16 protein-coding genes and 3 pseudogenes are annotated in these 22,327 nt (G+C 58.9%); 7 read left to right on the top strand and 12 right to left on the bottom strand.

Translation table 11 applies throughout. The annotated features are described in order from the left end of the window. Positions 1–19 precede the first annotated feature (19 nt). The 3 genes from QNH97_RS11875 to QNH97_RS11865 form a co-directional block, all read right to left on the bottom strand. Positions 20–2,074: a pyridoxamine 5'-phosphate oxidase family protein gene (locus QNH97_RS11875; protein ID WP_283556986.1), complete on the bottom strand. Its 2,055-nt coding sequence runs from the start codon at positions 2,072–2,074 to the stop codon at positions 20–22. 434 nt (positions 2,075–2,508) lie between these two features. Next, positions 2,509–2,814, bottom strand: a complete 306-nt coding sequence (locus QNH97_RS11870) for a response regulator (RefSeq protein ID WP_283556985.1) — start codon at positions 2,812–2,814, stop codon at positions 2,509–2,511. A 53-nt stretch (positions 2,815–2,867) separates the two neighbouring features. Then, positions 2,868–4,670: a sensor histidine kinase gene (locus QNH97_RS11865; RefSeq protein WP_283556984.1), complete on the bottom strand. Its 1,803-nt coding sequence runs from the start codon at positions 4,668–4,670 to the stop codon at positions 2,868–2,870. A gap of 518 nt (positions 4,671–5,188) precedes the next feature. Here QNH97_RS11865 and QNH97_RS11860 point away from each other — a divergent pair. The 3 genes from QNH97_RS11860 to QNH97_RS11850 all read left to right on the top strand — a co-directional run bounded on the left by QNH97_RS11860 (position 5,189) and on the right by QNH97_RS11850 (position 8,523). Next, positions 5,189–5,839, top strand: coding sequence for a response regulator (locus QNH97_RS11860; protein WP_283557469.1), 651 nt, complete (start codon positions 5,189–5,191; stop codon positions 5,837–5,839). Between the two features lie 297 nt (positions 5,840–6,136). After that, positions 6,137–6,652, top strand: a complete 516-nt coding sequence (locus QNH97_RS11855) for a hypothetical protein (RefSeq protein WP_283556983.1) — start codon at positions 6,137–6,139, stop codon at positions 6,650–6,652. A 236-nt stretch (positions 6,653–6,888) separates the two neighbouring features. Continuing rightward, entirely contained in the window at positions 6,889–8,523 is a 1,635-nt protein-coding gene (locus QNH97_RS11850; RefSeq protein ID WP_283556982.1) for an ATP-binding response regulator, read from the top strand. A 53-nt stretch (positions 8,524–8,576) separates the two neighbouring features. Here QNH97_RS11850 and QNH97_RS29490 read toward each other — a convergent pair. The 5 genes and pseudogenes from QNH97_RS29490 to QNH97_RS11830 all read right to left on the bottom strand — a co-directional run. After that, positions 8,577–9,053, bottom strand: a pseudogene (locus QNH97_RS29490) (methyl-accepting chemotaxis protein); the annotation flags it as partial. 159 nt (positions 9,054–9,212) lie between these two features. After that, a pseudogene (locus tag QNH97_RS29485) lies at positions 9,213–9,842 on the bottom strand (PAS domain-containing protein); the annotation flags it as partial. A 215-nt stretch (positions 9,843–10,057) separates the two neighbouring features. Beyond that, the gene (locus QNH97_RS11840; RefSeq protein WP_283556980.1) at positions 10,058–10,888 is read right to left on the bottom strand and encodes an amidohydrolase family protein; all 831 of its coding nucleotides are present in this window, start codon (positions 10,886–10,888) and stop codon (positions 10,058–10,060) included. A gap of 27 nt (positions 10,889–10,915) precedes the next feature. Continuing rightward, positions 10,916–12,205: an MFS transporter gene (locus QNH97_RS11835; protein ID WP_283556979.1), complete on the bottom strand. Its 1,290-nt coding sequence runs from the start codon at positions 12,203–12,205 to the stop codon at positions 10,916–10,918. Positions 12,206–12,340: 135 nt separating this feature from the next. After that, positions 12,341–13,072, bottom strand: a complete 732-nt coding sequence (locus QNH97_RS11830) for a GntR family transcriptional regulator (protein ID WP_283556978.1) — start codon at positions 13,070–13,072, stop codon at positions 12,341–12,343. A gap of 257 nt (positions 13,073–13,329) precedes the next feature. Between QNH97_RS11830 and QNH97_RS11825 the strand changes: the two genes are divergently transcribed. Continuing rightward, positions 13,330–15,045 carry an amidase gene (locus QNH97_RS11825; RefSeq protein ID WP_283556977.1) on the top strand — a complete coding sequence of 572 codons (1,716 nt, stop codon included), beginning with the start codon at positions 13,330–13,332 and terminating at the stop codon, positions 15,043–15,045. Positions 15,046–15,097: 52 nt separating this feature from the next. Here QNH97_RS11825 and QNH97_RS11820 read toward each other — a convergent pair whose 3' ends face one another. Beyond that, positions 15,098–15,763: a polysaccharide lyase family 7 protein gene (locus tag QNH97_RS11820; RefSeq protein WP_283556976.1), complete on the bottom strand. Its 666-nt coding sequence runs from the start codon at positions 15,761–15,763 to the stop codon at positions 15,098–15,100. Between the two features lie 314 nt (positions 15,764–16,077). Between QNH97_RS11820 and QNH97_RS11815 the strand changes: the two genes are divergently transcribed. Both QNH97_RS11815 and QNH97_RS11810 read left to right on the top strand, forming a co-directional pair. Beyond that, entirely contained in the window at positions 16,078–17,439 is a 1,362-nt protein-coding gene (locus tag QNH97_RS11815; RefSeq protein ID WP_283556975.1) for an OprD family porin, read from the top strand. Between the two features lie 310 nt (positions 17,440–17,749). Beyond that, positions 17,750–19,102 carry a S8 family serine peptidase gene (locus QNH97_RS11810; protein ID WP_283556974.1) on the top strand — a complete coding sequence of 451 codons (1,353 nt, stop codon included), beginning with the start codon at positions 17,750–17,752 and terminating at the stop codon, positions 19,100–19,102. A gap of 50 nt (positions 19,103–19,152) precedes the next feature. On the opposite strand, the pseudogene QNH97_RS11805 reads toward QNH97_RS11810, so the two are convergent. Together QNH97_RS11805 and QNH97_RS11800 are read right to left on the bottom strand one after the other, a co-directional pair. Further along, positions 19,153–19,332: pseudogene (locus tag QNH97_RS11805) on the bottom strand (GntR family transcriptional regulator); the annotation flags it as partial. A gap of 51 nt (positions 19,333–19,383) precedes the next feature. Continuing rightward, positions 19,384–20,238 (bottom strand): LysR family transcriptional regulator, encoded by an 855-nt coding sequence (locus tag QNH97_RS11800; protein WP_283556973.1) that lies wholly within the window; start codon positions 20,236–20,238, stop codon positions 19,384–19,386. 74 nt (positions 20,239–20,312) lie between these two features. Here QNH97_RS11800 and QNH97_RS11795 point away from each other — a divergent pair, with 74 nt between their 5' ends. After that, positions 20,313–21,275, top strand: coding sequence for a DMT family transporter (locus QNH97_RS11795; RefSeq protein WP_283556972.1), 963 nt, complete (start codon positions 20,313–20,315; stop codon positions 21,273–21,275). Here QNH97_RS11795 and QNH97_RS11790 read toward each other — a convergent pair. After that, entirely contained in the window at positions 21,272–22,192 is a 921-nt protein-coding gene (locus QNH97_RS11790; protein WP_283556971.1) for a transcriptional regulator GcvA, read from the bottom strand. The two genes, QNH97_RS11795 and QNH97_RS11790, sit on opposite strands and share 4 nt — an antisense overlap. Between the last annotated feature and the right edge of the window lie 135 nt (positions 22,193–22,327).

Here is a 22,327-nt window from a genome sequence, read left to right as displayed (position 1 = left end):
GGGGCTACCCGCCCCCCCCTCAGACCTCCAGCACCACCGTCTCACTGCCCTGGGCCGGCACTGCGCAACAGATCAGCACCTCATCGTCGGCCAAGGGCTCCGCCGGGCTGTTGAGGTAATGCACCTGGCCGCGCTTCAGCCGGGTTTTACAGGTGCCACAGGAACCGCCCCGGCAACTGAACTCCGGACTCAGGCCGCGTGTCTCCGCCAGTTCGAGCAAAGTCCCACTGCCTGGCTCCCAACGCGCCTCCTTGCCGGAGGTGGCGAACAACACCTTCACCGCTTCGCTCGCCGCAGGCGGTTGCGGCGCCGCTGGCACGCTGACTTCGACGTCCCGGACCAGGGTCGACGGGCCGAAGGTTTCGGCGTGAATACGCTCATCAGGGATGCGCAATTTGCGCAAACCGTCATACAGCGCCTGGGTGAAGCTGCCCGGCCCGCACAGGTAGTAGTCGTAGTCGTTGAGCGGAAGGAGTGTCTTGAGCAGCTCCACATCGATCCTGCCCGCCGCATCGTAACCTTCGCCGGCCCCTTTCCCGGTCGGCGGCTGGCTGACCATCCGCAGTATCCGCAACTTGTCCCCGGCGCGGGCCGCCAGCTCGTCGAGCTCATCACGAAACGCCAGATCGGCCACCGTACGTGCGCTTTGTACCAGCCAGACCGGGCGCATACGACTGATGCGTTGCCCTTGGTAAACCACCTCCCGCAACATCGACAACAGCGGCGTAATGCCAACGCCTGCGGCAAGGAGCACCAAGGGACGCCGCTCGGTGGGCTGAACCGTGAAATGCCCTTGAGGTGCCCGCGCTTCAATCTCGTGCGCCACCTGGATCTGATCATGCAGGTGCGATGACACCGAACCGTCGCGCTTGACGCTGATACGCAGGAAATCATCCGACGGCGCACTGGAGACGCTATAGGTTCGAATCGCCGGTGCCTTTTGCCCTTCCAGCAAGATTCGCACAGGCAGATGCTGTCCGGCTTCAAACTTGGGTAAACCAGCCCCGTCAGTGGCTTGCAGATAGAAAGAGCGAATGTTGTGGCTTTCATCCACCACGCGCTCAACCCGCAATGGCCGCCAATGGCTGCGCAGGGCTTCGGCTTGCAAGCGCTCAGCGGCCTGCGCCCAACTCCCGGTCATCGCCGAATTGGGCGACGCCCCCTCGACCTCGTCCTTCCAGCGCAGCGGAAGCGCCGCCTGACGGTAGACAATGCGCTGCGGCGTGAAGCGCAATAGCCGCTCGGCGCCCTGGAACGCGGTGATTTCAGGGTCGTCCAGCCGCACCTGCGCCGAACCGCTCATCTGCAGAAGGTCGCCGGTCTGAAAATCGATGAACACCAGCCCTGCCCGTGGGTTCAGCAGGATATTGCCCAATGTGTTGAAGAACAGGTTTCCAGAGAAATCAGGGATGGTCAGCGTGCCGTTTTCATCCATTCGCACGAACCCAGGCTTGCCGCCGCGGTGAGAGGCATCAACTTGCCGCTCGCCGTCGCGGACCACATAGCTGGCGATGTAAAACGAATCGGCCTGTGTGACCAGGCGCCGTACCAACGGGTCCGATAGGGTCAGTTGAACAGGCTCGGCGGCCTGCTCTTCGACAAAGGTGTACTGGCGCAGGTTGATGTAGCGCGGGCAATTGCCATAGGCCTGACTCACTGAAATCTCGAGCCCTTCGTCAAGTTGACGACGCACAGTGCCATTCATGCGGTTACGTCGGCGGGTGTGCAACTCGATCCCCAACATACCGATGGCATCCCCCTCGCTCATGCCCTCCTGGGCCGGGTCGTTCGGTTGCGGCTTGATATTGATGTGCAAGGTTTGCGGATCGGGCGAGCGCATGAATCCGGGCGGCCCAGCGCGCAAGGTAGCCCACACGTCGCCCTGCCGATCCACCGTACCCAACACCACGAAGGGCAGCTGGGCGTAGAACTCCCGATGCTGGTCCGGCATCCACGTGCGAGCCAACTGCCGCTGGCCGACGCTGGCCATCATGTCGACCGCCCCGACCGAGCGCTGCAGGGTCAGCTCACCGTCATGCCAGGGCGAGGATTGTGGTTTCGAGGCTTCGTTCATCAGCTACTCCTCGCGCCGCGGCCATGCAGCCTGCGTCAGTGCGCTACGATCAGGGAATCTGCGCGACACCTCTGGCAGAGGCGTGCATTTGCAGGTGGGAGCATCTTCTTCCCAAAGCGACTTCGCAGGAATACGCACAAACTGCAATCCACCCTTTCATAAAATGAAATGGCGCTTGGCGGGGCAATGCAGTTCATTTAAGAAAAAATGATGGAGCTGTGGCGAGGGAGCTTGCTCCCGCTGGGCTGCGAAGCAGCCCCTCTCAAAGACCACCCAATCAACCTGACACATCGCGTCGCCAGGTTTTGGGGCCGCTTCGCGGCCCAGCGGGAGCAAGCTCCCTCGCCACGGGTTTGTCGATGGCCTTAAGTGAACGGCATTAGCCTTTGCGGGGGAGTGTCCAGGACCCGGTAGGGGCTGGTTGGCGCGGGAGGTCAGCGCCTCAGGGCAAGCGCCACTTTTTGCTGCAAGTCGCTCTGCGAAAACGGCTTGTGCAAGACCGGGTGCTCGGCGAACTCGCCCGGCACTCCGCTGGCGCCGTACCCGGTGCTGAATAAAAACGCGATGCCACGATCACGGAGAATTTCAGCCACCGGGAAAACACGTTCGCCAGCCAGGTTGACGTCGAGGATGGCCAGGTCGATCTCCACCAAGCGGGCAACTTCACATGCGGTGACGAGCCGTGCCACTGACGCCCGCACCTCGCATCCGAGTTCCTCCAGCATTTCCTCGATCATCATGGCAATCGCGCCTTCGTCCTCGACAACGAGCACCCTGATGCCAGCGAATGGAGTCATGCCACGGACGCTTCAATCAGAAAAGAGAAGCGACAGAACACACCTTGCGGGGCGAAGGTCAGGTCAAACTTCCCGCCCAGATCGCGTTCGATGCAGCGCTTCATCAAACGAGACCCCAGCCCTTCTCGTTTTGGTTGAGACACCGCAGGCCCTCCTTGCTCGCGCCAGTCCAGGGTCAGCAACGTTCCGTTCGATTGGGGTTGCAGCGCCCAGGTCACAGAAAGCGTACCCGTCTCGACTGACATCGCTCCGTACTTGAGCGCATTGATCGCCAGTTCATTGAGCGTCATCGTGAGGTTGAGCGCTACCCGGGTGCTGACATCGACTGACGCACCACCCACCACGATGCGGCCAGGCTCGTGGCCGAATACCGGCATCAGCACTTCGTGGGCAAGCGAGTCCAGGGGTGTACGGCCCCAATGGCGCTTGGTCAAAAGATCATGGGCACGGGACAACGCAAGGAGCCTGGCTTCAAAGCGGTAATAGCCGTCCTTCGCATTCTCGGCATTGCGCGCCGTTTGCGCCGCCAGGGATTGCACCGTGGCCAGGGTGTTCTTGACCCGATGGTTGAGCTCGTCGATCAACGTCTTCTGCCGGTTTTCCGCCTGCTTTCGCTCGGTGATGTCCACCAGCATATTGATCGCCCCTACCAGGTTGCCGTCAGCATCATGCAGGGGCGTGGGATACGGGGTAAACGGTACACGGGTCCCGTCCGGTCGTTCGGCAACCGCCTCGACCCCTCGAATCGGGCGGTTCTCCTTCAAGGCCACCGCCATCGGGCATTCATCGTGGGGAAGCGGGGTTTCGTCCGTATTGAACAGCTTCCAGGTCACGCACCACATTTCACCCAACTGAGGCGTGCGCCCTGACAACTCGACAGCTGCGCGATTGTAAAAGGTGATGCGGCCCTCTGCATCGGTCGTATAAACCGCGGCGGGCAATGCCTCAAGGATGTTACGCATATGCCGTTCGCTTTCACGAATCTGGCTTTCCATTCGTTGGGTGATCGTGACGTCGATAGTGAAACAACGCGTATTGAAGAACTTACCTTCTTCAAAGCGCCCATTGGAGGTGATCGCTACATGCTTGATCGAACCGTCTTTGGCCCGCAGACGCGCCGGATAACTTTCCAGGCAGTCGCCGCTGCCGAGTTTACTGAGAATGTCACCAATAACCGGCGCATCCACATGAAACTCCGTAATGTGCCGACCAATGTACTCTTGCGCCGAATAACCCAGCAGCGCCAGTTCAGCCTTGTTGGCACGCAGGATGATGCCTTCGCCACTGACGATGTGAAGACCGACTGCGCTATTTTCGAAAAAGTCTTCAAGGTCGGCACTCTTGCGGCGAAGCTCCTCGGCCATGGCATGGTGCGCCGAGACGTCTTGAAAGCAATTGAGCGCGCCTTGGATCGTTCCCTGTCGATCTCGAAGCGCGCGGATGTTCATCAGAGCCACGAACCGCGAGCCATCCGGGCGCTGGATGATGACTTCCCGGTTGCGCGTTGCAACGCCCCCGTTGAGCGCCGAGGCCATCGGGCAATCTTCAAACGCCAGCGGTGTACCGTCCGTCAAGAAAAGTCGATGCGAGCCGCAGAAACGATCACCGTTCTCCCCCAGTGCCGGGGTTCTCCCCCACAGCGCGGCGGCCTCGCTGTTGTACCGTACGAGCCAACCTTGGTGATCACACAGATACACCGCACCAGGAATGGCCTCGAGCGCGCTTGTTCCTATGGAAACCAAACTGTCGTACTCGCTCAGCGCAAACGTTTCCCTGGCAAGCTCTTCAACATTCGACATCAATCAATCCTCAATCCGCCTGGCTGAAACGTCCCTGCGGTCTGTCGACCCAAAAATTATCATCCTGAGTCGGCGATACCAGCTCGGATTAACCCCATTGAATGCAGGTCAGGATATTTTTTAAAAACTGCAGTGCTGAACTCTTGATCCTGATTCGCTTTGCGAGTTCATAAAAACCCCGCGCATCGTAATCGTTAGTTCTCCCCTCCAAGCAGGCGGAGCCGTTTGGGGGAGGTTGCGCAGCGCCAGGACTCCCTGCCGCGCTGCTCGCCAGAGGTGGCATGCCTTCAGAGCCCGAACCTTCAGCCCGCTGAAGTCGCCCCCCCACCGGGCACACTCACAGCCCATATAAATGACTGCCCCAACCGTCGATCTCAACGGAGCCTGACTGGGATCGCTAATTCTTTTCCGTCATATTCATGACGTTATTCGCGCATAAATGGTTGTTTCAAACGTGAAACCCACTTTTGTCGTTTAGGTTACGATGAGCGGACGAGAAGATCAGGAGGATCTTGAGCATGACGTGCAGGGTAATAGTGGCAGATGACCACCCTCTGTTTCGCGAAGGGATGCTGAAAACCATAGAGCGACTTCTACCGACGGCATCCGTAGAACAAGCCGGCAACCTTGATGAGGTCTTGGCGCTCGCCCGGTCGGGCGCGGAAGTCGACTCGCTGATTCTTGATTTGCGCTTCCCCGGAATCCAATCGCTGCAAGTCATTGGGCACTTGCGCAACGAGTTCAAACGCACCTCGATCATTGTGGTTTCAATGATTGACGACATCGACATTATCTCCCAGGTCATGTCACTGGGTGCCGACGGTTTTATTGGAAAGAATATCGACCCCGTCGGCATCGCTGAAGCCATCATGGCGATTCGCGAAGGCGAAGTGATCGTCAGATATCACTCGGAAAACTCGATCCTGGATGACTTGCAGTCAGCGTCTCTTGCCCAACTGACGGCGCGCCAGCGCCAGGTGCTTGGCCTGGTGGCTGATGGCAAGACCAATAAGGAAATCGCCAAGGAACTTGGCATTTCACCCTTCACGGTTCGCATCCATGTTTCAAGCCTGCTCAAAGCACTGGGAGTTCCGACCCGCGCGGCCGCCGCCGCACAACTTTCCCATTTCCCCGGCAGTGCTGGCTGGCCCGGAAAAAACAAACCGTAGACGCGTTGGCCTCGCGCCCCTGTTCAAAGCCATAGCACACTTGTGCTATGGCGTGTACCCGCTTTTACACTCTACTCTGTGAGTGCTCTATTAAGGCTGACGCGAGCAGTCCAAATACTTAGATGACAATGAGCCATGCGCCGGGCAGATGACCGCGCGTATCGATGCTTTGTGGCTTGCGGGCCCTATTGGGTTAATTAAACAGTGCGATTGGCTGCGCAACGCTGGGCCAACTTCACCGGTTGTTCGGCTGAAGAATGGAACGGTCCTGAAAACAATAACTCAAGGTAAGTCTCTATGTCCTTCAACTATGGAAAAACACTAAAGAATGGAGTAGCACTGGGCGTGCTGGCTGGGCTCATCAGCGGCTGTACAAACTCGGGCGACTTGATGAATTCCTTGAACTCATTGAATTCCTTGACTGGCTTGAACTCGGACACCAAGAAGTTCGATACCGCTTACCTACAGCAGACGATTTATCCCGGCAAGACAACCAAAAGCCAGATCACCCAGATGTTTGGCGCACCCTCGACCGAAGCGCTCAATTCGACAAGTACCAGTAACGAGTCGAATTGGACTTACGACAAACAAGATGAGGGGCTCAACCGGTATATGAAGTTAGCTAACAAATATGTATCGGACGAGACACGCTTGAAGTTGTATGACACCTCGGCACAACTAGCCAAAGTGCAAAAAGTGGCCAATGACGTAAGCAGTGCAACCAGCACCAAGACGTCCCAGGGCCAAGCCCAGGGGTCAGTATTGACGATCTATTTCGTCGACGACGTGGTGAAATATTACCGGGTCTACTGAGCTCCATGGCCATCCACCGGTTCGGCTTGCCCGCTGGCCTGAACAGGCCTCGTGGTTAGCCGAATCGGCTTGATTCGCTCTCTCCAGATACCTCCGCTCACCGCCCCCCCTTTGCGAGGCTCTGCACAATCCTTCCTGCCGCGACTTCATTTATCGAAGGGAGCGTCAAAGGGTTAGGCAACTACACTCGCATTGCACGAAGCCCAGCATCTACCCGATCATGAGGTTGAAGGTTAGTGGAAAAGAACAGCGAACTCAATCAGGCCACAGTACGCCTGATCGTCAGCGCCTGTGCGCTGTTGTACATCATTATCCTGGCCAGCATCGAGACCGATGACGCCGCTGCCTACACGTCGATCATCATTTACATCGTGGCGTTCATCATTGCGTCGGTGTTCCTGCGCTTGCTCATCCAGCGCAAGCCGGGGCACTTCTTCTGGCGACGCCTTTTCACCATGCTCCATGACTATGCGGGCATTGCTTTTGCCATGGTGCTGGGGGGTGAAAGCGCACTGCCCATTTACGCAGCACTGCTCTGGGTGACGTTAGGCAACGGCGTGCGTTTCGGTTCTCGCTACCTGGCGCTGGCGACCGCCATCGCACTGTCGGTATTGGTGCTGATTTTCTGGCTCAATCCATTCTGGCGGACCCAGCCCTACCTGTTCCTGATGCTGATCGTGACCACCGTCGTGGTGCCGGCCTATGCGCATACGCTGCTCAAACGTACACGGATTGCCTCCGAGGAGGCGATCACCGCCAACCAGGAGAAATCTCGTTTCCTCGCCCAGGCCAGCCATGACCTGCGCCAACCGATCCACTCCATCGGCCTGTTCACCGCCTGCCTGCGTGACGCCAAGCTCGGCCTGGAGGAGTTGCGGCTGGTGGACAACATCGACCGTTCGCTGCACACCGTGTCGCAGCTGTTTCACTCGATCCTCGATATCTACACCCTGGACCACGGCAAACTGGTGCCGCAGGCAGACACGATTCACTTGGGCGCGCTGCTGCAGGACGTCGTCAAACAGAACACCGAGGCGGCACGCTGGGCCGGGGTTGAGCTGCGCTTGCGCGCCAGCCCTTACTGGGTAAACGTCAACCCGGGGCTGTTGACCACCATGGTCCAGAACCTGCTGTCCAACGCACTCAAATATGCCCCAGGCCGACCGGTACTTATCGGCGTGCGTCGCCAGGGCACGGGGCTGGCCGTGGTGATCTACGACAAGGGCCGTGGTATCGCCGCCGAACATTTGCCCGAGGTGTTCAAGGAGTTTTATCGGGTGCGCCATGTACGCGACAAAGATGTCGAAGGGTTGGGGCTTGGGCTGTCCATCGTCAAGCGCATCAGCCAGTTACTCGAGGTCGATGTTCACATCCACTCCAGGGTCGGACGGGGCACCAAGGTGGCGATCAGCGGTCTGGAGCAAGCCACGCCAAGGGTCATGACGCCCAAGCTGGAGACGGTCCATAGCCGCCTGACCGGGTTGCGGGTGTGCCTGGTAGAAGACGACGCCAACGTCTTGATGGCAACCTCGGTGCTGCTGGAAAAATGGGGTTGCGAGGTGCAAACCCACAGCGACGGCCAAGGGTTGACCAGCGATTGCGACATCATCATCGCCGACTTCGACCTGGGCACGAAGGTTTCAGGTTCCGAATGCATCGCGGCCATACGCGAACAACGCGGTTGGGAAGTCCCGGCGCTGGTCATTACCGGGCATGAGATAGCGCGGATCCGGGAATCACTGCAAAGCCTGAATATCTCGGTGTTGGCCAAGCCGGTGCGACCGCCGGAACTGCGCGCGGTATTGCTGGAGCTGGTCAAGGCAGATGGGGCCAGGGTGCGGCTCGATGTTTCGACAATCCCCGCCAGCTGACCTAGCGCTTTCGCGGGCAAGCCGCTCCAACAGGGGAGCGGCTTTCAACCGTCTCAGCCGACCCAGCCGACGGCCGTCTTGGGTATCACCTCGGACTCATCGAGCTTGGAGGCGAACATGCTCACCGCTTCAAGCGCATCGGTCGTCCCGGCCCGGATCTGCAGGATGACCGATCCCGCCTGGTCTGCCAGCGTGACCCCACGTAGCGCGCCTTCATGGGTGACGTTCATGCTCGCGACGGCTTCCCGGGTCTCTGAAAGAATCATGCCGATCATCTCGGCAATCTCGGCTGTCGAACGGCTTGTCCGCCCGGCCAATTGCCGAACTTCGTCGGCGACCACCGCAAAGCCCCGGCCCTGATCCCCTGCACGTGCGGCCTCGATGGCCGCGTTAAGCGCCAGCAGGTTGGTCTGGTCGGCGATGCCGCGAATGGTATTGACAATGGCCGTGATTTCTTCGGAACGAGCCCCCAACTGCCCAACCAACCGCCCGGACGCCCCGATATTGTCGGCGATCTGGCGCATTTCCTTGGCCGTCTGCTGGATAACCTGCGCGCCCTGTTCGGCGACTTTCTCGGTCTCGGAGGAGATGTGGTAGGCACGGGAGGCGCCGCGTGAATCTTCTTCGAACTTCTCGACCCGCTCGGTGATGTCGCTCGCGAACTTCACGATCTTGCTCAGCTTGCCTTCGGCGTCGTAGACCGGGTTGTAGCTGGCCTCCAGCCAAACGACCTTACCGTGCTTGCCGAGACGCTTGAATTGACCGCTGAAGAACTCACCGTTATTAAGGCGCCGCCAAAAATCGCTGTATTCAGAACTGCTGACCAGGTTCGGCTCGCAGAACATCCGGTGGTGCTTGCCCTTGAGCTCGGCCAGTGAATAATTCAGGGTGCCAAGGAAGTTATCGTTTGCAGTCAGGACGTTACCGTTCAAATCGAACTCGATCACCGCCATGGCGCGATCGAGTGCTTTAAGTTTGCCTTGGGTTTCGGCCTCGCTGGCGACGCGGGCAGTGACGTCGAGCGCGTACTTGACGACTTTGGCTACGCGACCTTGCTCGTCCATGACAGGGTTATAGCTAGCCTCCAGCCATACGTTCTGACCTTGCGAGGTGCGTCGCTGAAAAGTACCGGAAACGAATTGGCCGGATCGCAGGCGGCTCCAGAATTCGCGGTATTCGGCACTGCCTGCCAGCGCGGGGCTACAAAAATCCCGATGGGACAGCCCCGACAACTGCTCGTCGCGGTAGCCCATGGTTTTCAAGAAGTTCTCGTTGGCGCGAAGAACCTTGCCATCCGGGCTGAACTCGATGACGGCCATCGACCGTTCCAGAGCGCCGACTAATCCCTTGTATGTTGCCAATTCGGCTGTCTTAGCCGTCAGTTCATCTTTTAGAGTTTTATTAAACATGACGTACCCTCGGGAACCCGGAAATCAATCGGACCTATAGGGCTATCGGCTGTCAGCTCGAGCACTTGACATGGCACGGGGTAATTATGTTTTGACGCCAGGAAACAAGCATCACCGCCCTGCTTTCAAAACCTGAACAACGACCGAGGAGTATCGACCAGCAATGCGCGCATAAGCGGCGCCGAGCACTGCAAGGCTTGCAACTGCGCCATCACCGTATCGAAACCGACGTGTCCTTCATGCTGCGTGTGCGGCCAGTCGCTGCCCCACACCAAGCGACGAGGACCGAAACCCTGCTCCAGCAGAGACAACGCGCAGCGGGCGAATTCCAGGTTCTGCTGATCCGTTCCGGCCAATCGATAGATGCCGGACACCTTCATCCACACCTGCTCACTCAGTCCTAGCTCCATCAACTCGGCAAAGCCAGGCTGATCGGTGCCCAATCGCGCATCGGGACGGCCGAAGTGGTCGACCACAAGCTTGATGCCGAAGGGCATCAGTTGCCGAATCAACCCGGGCAGATCCTGCGCATCGAGGTGCAGTTCGACGTGCCAATCCAAGTCAGCGATGTGGCCGAAAAAATCTCGCCAGGCCGCGTCGCGAAAATCAGGCACGGCTTTGCCCATCAGGTTCAGCCGAACGCCAACCACCCCCAGTCGGGCCATGTCGTCCAACACGGCACGACTGACGTCTGGCTCCAGCACCACGACGCCGCGCAATTGCTCCGGAGCCTGCCGCAATGCCGCCAGCAGGTAGCTGTTATCGGTGCCGAGAAAGCTTGGCTGCACCAATACGCCATGGCTCAGGCCATGGGTTTGCAAGTGATTCAGGTACTGCGAGAGCGTGGCGTCATAACCGGGGGTATAACGCCGTGCGGCGGCCAGGTTCAACTCGCGACTGAACACATGAGCGTGGGAATCGATGCCGGTGATCGGCGTGGAACAAGTATCAGGCATGGGTTTCATCTATCGAGGTGAGGGTCATCAGGCTCGGGCGCTCTCGGTCCCGCTGGCAGAAGCTTGCACCGATGCAGGCGAGGCTTCGAGGCTGCGACCTCGGGTTTCCGGCAGGCACAGCGCCGCGAGCACGGCCACACCGTAGGCGATCCCGGCATCGATGCCAATGGCCGACCCCAGGGACATGGAATCGCTCATGTGCCCGACCAGGAACGGGAACACCGCCGACAGGACGCGACCGAAGTTGTAGCAGAACCCTACACCGGCGCCGCGCACGTCCGCCGGGTAAAGCTCGTTGAACAGCGCTCCCAGGCTCGCCGGAATCCCCGCGGCGAAGAAGCCGAGCGGGAACCCCAGGAACAGCATCTGGGTATTGCTCAACGGCAGGAACACATAGCACTGCACGGTCACGACACAGCACAACGCGAACAGCACGATGTTTTTGCGCCGGCCAATACGGTCGATCATAAAGCCGCTGACCACGCAGCCACACCAGAACGCAAAGATGATGACCGCCAGGTAACCGCCGGAGTTCAGCACTGACAGGTTGCGCTCGGTTTTAAGGAACGTTGGCAGCCAGGTCATCACCGCGTGGTAACCACCGTGTGCGCCCAGGCCCAACAGTCCGCCAAACAACGTCACGCGGATCAACTCAGGGCGAAAGATACCGCCCAGGGACTTGAAGAAACTTTGCGGGATGACTTGTTCTTTTTTCAGGCGCTGATAACTGTCGGGCTCTTCAACGTTGCGCCGGACCCAGATGATCAGGAAGGACGGCAGCAGGCCCACCACGAACATCACCCGCCAGGCCATGTCTTGCGGCACGAGGGAATAGATCAGCGTGAAGACCCCGACCGCCAGCCCCCAACCCACCGCCCAGGCACTTTGCACGGTACCCATGACCTTGCCACGGTATTTGGGATTGATGGTCTCGGCCATCAATACGGCACCGGCGGCCCACTCCCCACCGATCCCGAAACCCTGCAGGGCCTTGACGATCAACAGTTGGTGAAAGCCGGTGACGAATGCAGACAGGAAGGTGAAGAACGAGAACCACAAAATCATCCATTGCAACGTGCGCACCCGACCGTAACGGTCTGACAACGTCCCGCCGACCCAGCCGCCAATGGCCGAGGTGACCAGGGTCACCCCGCTGATCAGCCCCGCATCGCCCTTGCTCAGGGCGAACGCGGCGATCAGCGCCGGTATCGCCAGACCGAACATTTGTACTTCCAGCGCATCGAGCGACCATCCACCGAAACAGGCCCAAAACGTTTTGCGCTCCCGCGCAGTGACTTGGCGATACCAGCTGAACATGATTCTTATCCTTATAAGTGAAACGAAAGGCAGCCGAGAGCGAACCGCGCCGCTACAGGGCCAGTCATGGCAAACAAAACGATAAGGTCAGCGACGACCGACTCGCCGCTGAGCGCCCCCGCTAGTGCGGCGGGATCAACGGATTTCCACGCTGTAGCGGAAATGCTCGGCATGCCCGCGAGAGCGACGCCACTCCAGTGGATTGCCGGCGTAGTCCCGCGCCAGACGTTCGATCACCACCACCGGGCTGTTGACCGGTACATGGAGCAATCGCGCGTGCACCTCATTCACCGACTCAGCGGTAAGGGTTTCTTCGGCATAAGCGACCACCTGGCCGCAAGTTTCTTCGTAGATGGGATAGAGCAATGGCCCTTTTTGGCTCAGGTCGATCTCGAGCAAAGGTTGAAACCGACTGCGCGGCAACCAGATTTCTTCGGCGAGCACCGGCTTCACGTCCAGCAGACGGACCCGAACGATGCGAATCACCGGGGCGTCGAGCGACAGCCCCAACGCCTGGGCCACCGCCGAGGGCGCAGGCACGGGCTCGATGGACAAGATGCGGCTCTCCGGCACCCGGCGCTCACCCGCGGCGGTTTGAAAGCGGAAGAAGCGGAACAGTGAGGATTGAAACTGCGGCCGGCGAATGAAAGTGCCACGGCCTTGCTGACGCTCCAGGACGCCTTCGCTGACCAACGCATCGATGGCCTTGCGCACGGTGCCAGTAGACAGTTGGTATTCCGCCGACAGTGCGGCCTCGGTGGGAATCGCCTCACCCGGACGCCAGCGATTATTGGCGATCTGTTCGGCCAATTGGTCCCGTAAACGTTGGTAAAGCGGCAGGCGAGCATCGCTGGAGAGGGATTTCATCGACTTTATTCACCTTGTTATCTAGTCATATGTATGAATATTGGTGGCGAGTATTTGCCGAGGTTCGATGGTTGTCAAGAATACCGGGGTGTCTCGTTGACGAATGGTGAAGAATCCATTTCAACGCGGTACCCGGATAGACCCTCAGACTGCAGGCGTAGTACATTGAACGAAAGCCGATAAATATCCATCTTGTGATGTCAGGATCTGATTTTTGGACGGCTGCACTGTCATCCCTCTGCCGCGACGGTAATAGCATGATCGAAATCACCGAAGTCTCCATTGCCCAACTGCGTGCGGCCCTCGAGTCCGGCCAGACCACTGCGGTAGAGCTGGTCCAAGCCTACCTCGCCCGGATCGAGGCCTATGATGGCCCCGACACGCCCACCGCCCTCAACGCGGTGGTGGTTCGCAACCCCGAGGCGCTGCAGGAAGCACAGGCGTCCGATGCCCGTCGAGCCAGCGGCCAGACGCTGGGGCCGCTCGACGGCATTCCCTATACCGCCAAGGACAGTTATCTGGTGAAGGGCCTCACCGCCGCTTCCGGAAGTCCGGCGTTCAAGGATCTGGTTGCCTACCGTGATGCGTTCACCATCGAGCGGCTGCGCGCCGCCGGGGCGATCTGCCTGGGCAAGACCAATATGCCGCCCATGGCCAATGGCGGTATGCAGCGCGGGGTCTATGGCCGGGCGGAGAGTCCGTACAACGGCGACTACCTCACCGCCCCGTTTGCCTCCGGTTCCTCGAACGGTGCAGGTACCGCCACCGCGGCCAGTTTCGCGGCGTTCGGCCTGGCGGAAGAAACCTGGTCGAGCGGACGCGGCCCGGCATCGAACAACGGTCTGTGCGCCTACACGCCTTCGCGCGGTGTGATCTCGGTGCGTGGCAACTGGCCGTTGACCCCGACAATGGACGTTGTCGTGCCCTATGCCAGGACCATGGCTGACCTGCTCGAAGTGCTGGACGTGGTAGTGGCGCAAGATCCCGACACGCGGGGAGATCTGTGGCGCCTGCAACCCTGGGTGTCCATTCCCAGTGTCGAGTCGGTGCGTCCCGTCTCGTATCCAAGCCTGGCTGCCAGCCCTGCTGCACTTGCCGGCATTCGGTTCGGTGTCCCCCGCATGTACATCAATGCCGATCCTGACGCCGGTACGGCGGATGCTCCCGGCATCGGCGGTCCGACGGGGCAGCGAATCGTCACCCGCGCCTCGGTGATCGCCCTCTGGGCACAAGCTCGCAAGGCCCTGGAAGCCTGTGGTGCCGAAGTGGTCGAGGTGGATTTCCCGCTGGTGTCCAACTGTGAAGGTGATCGCCCTGGCGCCCCCACAGTATTCACGCGTGGCCTGGTTTCCAAAGAGTTCCTGCACCATGAACTGTGGGACCTGTCGGCCTGGGCGTTCGATGATTTCCTGCGGGCCAACGGCGATCCAGCATTGAATCGCCTGGCCGACGTCGACGGCCCGAAGATCTTCCCCCACGACCCCGGCACCTTGCCCAACCGCGAGGACGATCTCGCCGCCGGCATGGATGAGTACGTGAAGATGGCCGAGCGTGGCATCACGCCTTGGGACCAGATCCCCACCCTGCCTGACGGCCTGCGCGGCCTTGAGCAGACACGTCGAATTGATCTTGAAGACTGGATGGACCGGCTTGGCCTCGATGCGGTGATTTTCCCCACCGTCGCCGACGTCGGGCCGGCGGATGCCGATGTCAATCCAGCGTCTGCCGACATCGCCTGGAGCAATGGGGTATGGGTCGCCAATGGCAACCTCGCCATCCGGCACCTGGGCGTCCCCACTGTGACGGTGCCGATGGGCGTCATGGCAGACATCGGCATGCCCGTCGGACTGACCTTTGCCGGCCGCGCCTATGACGACTCGACGCTGTTGCGCCTGGCTTCGGCGTATGAGTCGATCGGCTCCAAACGGTTGATTCCGCCTCGTACGCCGCCACTGTCAACTGACGGGATATAAATCCCGGGCTCAGTTCTGGAGCTTGCCGATATTGGGCAAGCTCCCCATCGACTCAGCGCGCCCGATGGCCGACCTCCAACCGGGTGAAGGTGACTTGGGCGCCTTCGCTTTTATAGCCGGTATTGTCCAGGGCGTACGCGCCCGCCTTGAAGTACAGTTTCTTGTTCTTCCAGCTGGAACTCAGTTGCTTGCCCCATTGATTCCCCTGGGCACTGACCTTCAAATAGCCGGCCGGGCTCAAGCGCACTTCGTAGGATAATTTCTTTTTCAGCTCCACGCCGTCGGCAAGGACAACAGTCGTGTCTGCACTGTTGGGCTTGAGCCGATAGTTAACCACCACCCTGCCGGTTTTCTTTGGTGGATCGTAAAGGTATTCAACCTTGAGCAACGGGCCCTTGCCTTGATAGATATGGATCTGCCCGATGACAATCCGGCCCTCGGAAGGCATCTGATTGACGATCAGACTGGCTGAAAGCCGATGTTCTGCCTCGGTGTAGGTCCAGTTGCGCAGCCGCCCGTCCCTGAACGTCTCCCGAAGCTCACTGCGCGGGAACTCGGACTTTGAAGTCGTCGAGCCAGTCACCGGCGCCCAAAAAAACAAGCTCTTGCCGGACCGAAAATACTTGTCGGAGTAGCCATCCACCAAGCGTGGAGTTTCAATCACCTTCGCAGGGGTCCCTTCTGGAATCGTCAGATTCCAGGATGTCAGATCAATCATGTAGTGAACTCCTTGGCCTCGCGCCAGAACTGATGGAGCCGTTTACAGATCGACTCAGGCTACTCCTCCAAGCCCCGATGTCCACACCGTTCTATCAGACTACCGCCCGCCTCAACGTATGAGCGTAATTAACAACGTTTAACTCGCACGTCCGCCCCCCGCCATCAAGAATGAAGCCCTGTTCAAACCTGTTTTCCAAAGCGGGAAACTGCGCCCACCGTGCGGTGCGCCAGTGCATATCTCACTGAGACGGAATGTTGCCATGGCCCATGCATCGCACTCGTTCCCGTCACATCACACGCGGAAACTGAAGCATGCCGTTTGCGACAAAACACCTCACCACCCCGGGACAACTATCACCCTCGCTGAATCCCCTTTGGCTACTTGTCGTACTCACCGGCAGCACCGCACCGGCAGTGGCGGCAGAAACCGCCCAAAACACGCCTGGTTTGCTCGAGGGCGCAACGCTTGAAGTACTCAGCCGCAACTTCTACCTCAACAATGACTATCGCTCACCGACACCGGCGGGCAAAAGCTACAAACAGGAATGGGCCCAAGGTTTCATCGCCTCGTTCGAGTCCGGCTTCACGCCCGGCACAATCGGCGTAGGCATCGATGCCCACGGTTTCCTGGGGTTGAAGCTGGACGGCGGCAAGGGGCACTCAGGGACGGGCTTATTGCCGTTGAATGATGATGGGCAAAGCGAAGATGGCTACTCCAGCGCTGGCGGCGCGCTGAAACTCAAGGCCTCACGGACCACCTTGGCGGTCGGCGAAATGACTGTGGAGAGTCCGGTATTCGATACCGCAGACAAGCGCCTGCAACCGGAATACGCCAGCGGCCTGCTGCTCTCCAGCCGAGAGTTCGACGGCGTCGATTTACAGGCGGGCCACTTCAGTGCGTTCAAGAATCAGGACGCCTCGACCGGCAAGGGTGACTTTTCCGGTTACGGGGCCACAACGCGCAACGGCGCCATCGACTTCATTGGCGCCGACCTGTTCACCGGCCAAGCCCTGGGCGGCGCGCTCTATGCCAGCGAACTGAGCGATACCTGGCGCCAGTACTACGCCAACCTGCATACCACCCTTGGCGACCTGTTCCTCGACGGCAACCTGTACCACACCCGCGACCAGGGCAAGGCCTCCGCCGGGGTCATCGACACCACTGCCTATAGCCTGAGTGGCAAATACCGGCTCAATGCCCAGGCGTTCACCCTCGCCTATCAGAAAATCAACGGCGACACGCCCTTCGATTTCGTCGGCGGCGATTCCATCTACCTGGCCAACTCGATCAAATATGCCGACTTCAACGGCCCGGGCGAGCGCTCATGGCAAGCGCGCTACGACCTCGACCTGGGCACCTTGGGCATTCCCGGCCTGAGCTTCATGGCGCGCTATGTGACTGGACGCGGGATCGACGGCAGCCATGCCCCACAAGGCGGTGCCTACAACCCATTCGATACCGACACTGGCACTTACAGCCCACTACAAGGCGATGGCGGACGCCATTGGGAGCGCGACCTGGATCTGCATTACACCGTGCAGTCTGGCCCGGCCAAGGACCTGTCGCTGCAACTGTCCCATGTCACCCACCGCGCCAACAGCGCCCAGGCCGGCGATGACATCGACAGGTTGTACATCGTCATCCAGTACCCGCTCAAGCTGGGGCCGTTGTGACGTTGCCACATTGGCTAAATCAGCGGGGTTTTCAACGCATTGGGCCCTGGCCAGTGCTCGGATCAAAGCATGCCCCAACATCCGGGCTGCCAACGCTTTTAGGTTTGCGGCGCGTGACAGCAGACAAACTTCTACTATTCTCAAAATCAGCAATGATCCGAGCTCCCTAAGGAATTAAATGACGATAACGAGCAAGCAGTCGAGAGCGCTACTGCAGTGGGACCAGAAGGCGGGCTGAAGCTGGACATACCCAGCCCTGGCTGCAGTTTGCATAGCAAGTAATTCTCAGGATGCTCCATGGAGGTGCGTGATGAATGAACGCTATAATTTGCTTGTGAAGTTCACCCCAGACAGTATTTTCAATGTAATTAATGGAAAGATTTTCTTTCATGAAGCAGAAAAACTGGAAAAGGATGCGAGTTTTTTATCTCATTTAGAATATCGCCATGCCATTCCGGAGCTGGCAGAGACGGGCGAAATAAAGAACGAAGAAAATAGTATTGACTTCTCTCAATACAAGGGACTCGTTTATATCAAAAGCGCACCCTCCATGTCATTTGAAGAATTGCAGCGCCTCGCAACGACGCTGAGGGATATGGATATTGTAGAGTATGTTGAGATCGAGCCAGTCGAGCCTGAGCTTGATCCAGTCGTGCCTGCTCCGACGCCGCCAGGCGAATGTATGTCAGCAGCCTCCACGAGTACAACTCCAAATTTCGTTGATCGACAAGATTATCTCCAAGGTGATTTGGGATCAGATGCTATTGGCATTGATGCCATGAATGCCTGGCGATTATTTGAGGCTACAGGGCGAGGCATTAGATGTGCCGATATCGAAAACGGCCATTTTGCTTACGATCATGAAGATCTGGAAGGCGCTAATTTTATTGAGCTTGTTCCCATGCCCGGTGAGAATACCAATGACCACGGGACTGCAGTTGCTGGTGTCGTCTTTGCTAGAAACAATGGATTCGGCATTCTGGGCGTTGCCTATGATGTTGATGTATTTTACGGGATTTCACAGGGTCCTCTTGGCCGTGTTGGCGGTATTGCTGAAGGTTTGAAACACTTAAGAGCCGGAGACGTGTTTATATATGAAATGCAAACGGGTGGTCGTGAGGGCAAATTGGTACCCGCTGATTTCAATAGGGCTGTTTGGGACATAACAAAACAGGCCACTGATGCTGGAATCATCGTTATCGCCGCCGCCGGCAATGGCAGTGAAGATTTAGATCATCCGTTTTATGAGGAATATAGAAGCCGTGGGGACAATGGGAGTATTCTCGTCGGCGCCGGGACACGGACCGGCCGTAATCGCTTCGTTTTTTCTACATATGGCAGCCCGATACATTTACAGGGGTGGGGTGACGGGTATATAGCTACTTGCGGCATTGGTGATCTTTTTAATGAGGGGCCTACGAAGACTTATACCTCACTTTTTGCAGCAACCTCTGCGGCCACTGCCGTTGTAGGAGCAGCCGCCATTGCGGTGCAGTCATGGTTTAAAAGGACGAGCACGGTAATAACGCCAAGACACATGAGGGAGCTATTAATTCGGACGGGGACACCTCAAGGAACAGGTGGGCATATCGGTCCACTTCCTCATATCGTGAACGCCATTGCCTCAATGTCTGCGGTCGAACCGCCGGCACCGGCGAACTAAAGAGGCCAGCGGCGACCGACTCGCCGCTGAACGCCCCTAGCCGGGCCGCGTCAGCGAACTTCCACGCTGTAGCGGAAGTGCTCGGCATGCCCGCGAGAGCATCGCCACTCCAGGGAGGTGCCGGCGGCGTAATCCCTCGCCAGACGCTCGATCACCACAACAGGGCTGTTGACCGGCACCTGTAGCAATCTTATGTGCACCTCATTCACCGATTCGGCGGTAAGGGTTTCGTGTCGCTGCAACTGTTCCACGTCACCAAGCCAGGACCATTCTGACCCTGGCTACAGGCGAAAATACTGTTGCATCGCACGGGAAAGCAGGTTCACCGCTTCATCGGCGTGTGACGCTTGGGAGCGCATGAACACCACCTCGTGCTCTGCAATGACGGGCAGGTCTTCGAGGATCTGCATGTGGTCCGTCACCCGCGCGCGGTCTATCAGGCTGATCGCCAGGCCCGCCTCCACGCAAGCCTTGACGGCTTGCGTGGAAGGGCTTTCCAGGACGATGCGGGTGCGGCGGCCGCTGTGCCTCAGCGACGCCATCATCGCTTGTCGATAAGGACACTGCGCCGCATGCACAGCCAGCGGCAAGGGGTCCATCGAAGCCACCGATGTATTGATCGGCCCAACCCAGACGGGCGTGGTGGACACCAGCACTTGCGCCCCGGCATCGGGCGCGTCCTTGGGCTGGGCAATGATCGCTGCCTGGAGTTTCCCGCACTGGACCAGGTCACGCAGCGCATAGCTTGGCGCGGTCTTGAGCTCCAGCACCACGTTTGGCCACGCGGCCGCGAAGGTCGGGAGGATGTCGCGGATGACATGGTCGGCGTATTCATCCGGCACCCCCAAGGTGATGCGTCCCGCCAGACGGGTTCCGTGCAGATCGGCCAGCACCCGATCATGGGTGCTCAGCAGCTCCATCGTCGACACGAGCAAGCGTTTGCCGAGGGCGGTCAGGGAAACCGACTGATTATCGCGGTTGAGCAAACGTCCGCCGGCCACCGCTTCCAGCCGCTGGATGTGCACGCTCACCGCCGCCGGGCTTTTGTGCAGCTGTTCTGCCGCCGCACTGAATTTTCCGATTCGCGCCACGGCATGAAAAGTACGGATCAGGTCGATATCGAGGATGGCCGTCATGATTCAGTCTTCGTGAATGAGTGATGCAATCAATTTTGATTTATTAGATTACGCGGCTTTCGTAGTCTGGGGTCATGAATCCGACCAAATCGATTTCCTGCCCTTCCCTCGCTCGCCCTCGCTGGTGCCCGGTCATTGCACTGCCCTTGCTTGAGGCCGCATTGCTGCTGACCTGGAGCTCCGGATTCATCGGCGCGCGGTTCTCCCTCGATTACGCGCCCGCGATGCTGGTGGTGTTCTGGCGCTGCGTCGTGGTCACGCTCGTGCTGTTTCCCTTCGTGGCCAAGCAACTGCGGCGCACGTCGTTTTCGGTACTGCTGAAAAATGCCGGCATCGGCCTCCTGGCGATGGCTGGCTACTTGGCGGGGATCACCCAAGGCATCGCCCTGGGAGTGCCCGCCGGCCTTGCCGCGCTTTTCGCTGACCTGCTGCCGATGGGCCTGGCACTGTTGGCGGCAGGTGTACTTGGGCAACGCTTGGCCTGGCAGATCTGGGCAGGATTGGTCATCGGCCTGCTCGGTGTTGCATGGGTGACCCATGGCGCGCTGGCGTGGGGCGACGCGCCTTTGTGGGCCTATGGCCTGCCGTTGCTGGGGATGCTTTCGCTCGCCGTCGCGACACTGTGGCAAAAGTATCTGCCACCCGCGCAATCCCTGGGCCTGCTGCCCAACCTGTGGCTGCAATGCTGCGTGTCAGGCTTCGCGTTCGCCCTGATCGAGGGAAGCCAGGGCAGCCTGGCACCGATACCCAGTAGCGGTTTTGCATTGAGCGTCTTGTGGACGGCGGGATTGTCCACGATCGGCGGATATGGACTCTATTGGCTGTGCCTGCGTCGCACGACAGCCACCCGAGTCGCCAGCGTCTTGTACCTCAGCCCGCCCATTACGATGCTCTGGGCGTGGGCCATGTTCAACGAACCGCTGTCATGGCAAATGGCAGCGGGCATGGCGGTATCCGGCGTCGGAATCTGGATTGTCGTGCGCACGGAAGCCCGGCAGGTTCAGCGGCGAGAGGCAGGTTCACTCGAATCGGCCTAGCACTTCATTGATGTTGGTGTGTCCGAGTGATTCACCAGATCCATCAACCAGGTTCTGAACGCCTCCACTTTTTTCGAGTGGGCCAGTTCAAGCGGCGTCACGAGATAGAAGCCGAGATCAGATTGCAAGCTCAGGTTAAACGGTGCCACCAACCGTCCCGCTTTCAGATCATCATCGACGTAGCTCGAGCGTCCAATGCAGACACCCAAACCGTCGACGGCAGCCTGTACGGCCATCATGGCAAGGTCAAACGTCAGCCGTGAGCCTTCGGCCAATTGTTTCGGTTGTCCTGCGGCACTCAACCAATCGCTCCAGTCGTTACTGGTCATGCCACTGACCTGAAGCAATGTTTGACTGGCCAAATCAGCCGGGTTTTTCAACGCGCTGGGACCTTCCAATAACCTGGGGCTGCACACGGGAAAAATGTCATCGGACATTAACCAATCAGCGCGCAAACCCTTCCAGTCGCCAAAACCGTAACGAATCGCCGCGTCAACTCCCCCCTTACGCAAGTCCACCAATTCGGTGGACGCCGTCACGCGCACGTCAATACCGGGAAATGCCTCCTGGAAAGACGCCAGTCGAGGCAACAACCATTTGGAGGCAAAAGAAACCAGGGTACTGATCGTCAATATGCTGTTATTGCAGGTTTCCAGCAGCTGTTCAGTGGCATACCAAATCTCATGGAAGGCCGAGCGTATTCCGGGCACATATGCCTGGCCTTCACTTGTCAGGGCCAGGCCGTCCTTGAGTCGCAAGAACAGCCGAACGCCCAGCTCATCTTCGAGCCGGCGAATTTGATGGCTGATGGCTGTTTGCGTGACATTCAACTCCTCGGCGGCCTTGGTAAAACTCATGTGTCGAGCAGCCGACTCGAACGCTTTCAAACCATTAAGGGAAGGGATTCTGGCAGCCATATGACTTCGCGGCACTCATGAGATTTTGTCATACGCTAGCACTCAATAAGTCCTTTGCGAAAGTCACCCGCTCTGACGGATTCTAGCGCCGCAACCAAACAACGGTCCGCCATCGGAAATGCATCGAGATCCAAG

This window comes from Pseudomonas sp. G2-4, assembly GCF_030064125.1.
Classification (GTDB): domain Bacteria; phylum Pseudomonadota; class Gammaproteobacteria; order Pseudomonadales; family Pseudomonadaceae; genus Aquipseudomonas.
The sequence above is the reverse complement of the archived record's forward strand: the minus strand, read 5'-3'. Positions and strand labels throughout refer to the sequence as shown.

Excerpts from the sequence above, each read along its gene's own strand:
- QNH97_RS11815 (WP_283556975.1), top strand. The coding sequence starts at position 16,078 with ATGCCGTTTGCGACAAAACACCTCACCACCCCGGGACAACTATCACCC.
- QNH97_RS11800 (WP_283556973.1), bottom strand. The coding sequence starts at position 20,238 with ATGACGGCCATCCTCGATATCGACCTGATCCGTACTTTTCATGCCGTG.
- QNH97_RS11825 (WP_283556977.1), top strand. The coding sequence starts at position 13,330 with ATGATCGAAATCACCGAAGTCTCCATTGCCCAACTGCGTGCGGCCCTC.
- QNH97_RS11840 (WP_283556980.1), bottom strand. The coding sequence starts at position 10,888 with ATGCCTGATACTTGTTCCACGCCGATCACCGGCATCGATTCCCACGCT.
- QNH97_RS11790 (WP_283556971.1), bottom strand. The coding sequence starts at position 22,192 with ATGGCTGCCAGAATCCCTTCCCTTAATGGTTTGAAAGCGTTCGAGTCG.
- QNH97_RS11865 (WP_283556984.1), bottom strand. The coding sequence starts at position 4,670 with ATGTCGAATGTTGAAGAGCTTGCCAGGGAAACGTTTGCGCTGAGCGAG.
- QNH97_RS11855 (WP_283556983.1), top strand. The coding sequence starts at position 6,137 with ATGTCCTTCAACTATGGAAAAACACTAAAGAATGGAGTAGCACTGGGC.
- QNH97_RS11875 (WP_283556986.1), bottom strand. The coding sequence starts at position 2,074 with ATGAACGAAGCCTCGAAACCACAATCCTCGCCCTGGCATGACGGTGAG.
- QNH97_RS11870 (WP_283556985.1), bottom strand. The coding sequence starts at position 2,814 with ATGATGATCGAGGAAATGCTGGAGGAACTCGGATGCGAGGTGCGGGCG.
- QNH97_RS11795 (WP_283556972.1), top strand. The coding sequence starts at position 20,313 with ATGAATCCGACCAAATCGATTTCCTGCCCTTCCCTCGCTCGCCCTCGC.
- QNH97_RS11820 (WP_283556976.1), bottom strand. The coding sequence starts at position 15,763 with ATGATTGATCTGACATCCTGGAATCTGACGATTCCAGAAGGGACCCCT.
- QNH97_RS11830 (WP_283556978.1), bottom strand. The coding sequence starts at position 13,072 with ATGAAATCCCTCTCCAGCGATGCTCGCCTGCCGCTTTACCAACGTTTA.
- QNH97_RS11835 (WP_283556979.1), bottom strand. The coding sequence starts at position 12,205 with ATGTTCAGCTGGTATCGCCAAGTCACTGCGCGGGAGCGCAAAACGTTT.
- QNH97_RS11810 (WP_283556974.1), top strand. The coding sequence starts at position 17,750 with ATGAATGAACGCTATAATTTGCTTGTGAAGTTCACCCCAGACAGTATT.
- QNH97_RS11860 (WP_283557469.1), top strand. The coding sequence starts at position 5,189 with ATGACGTGCAGGGTAATAGTGGCAGATGACCACCCTCTGTTTCGCGAA.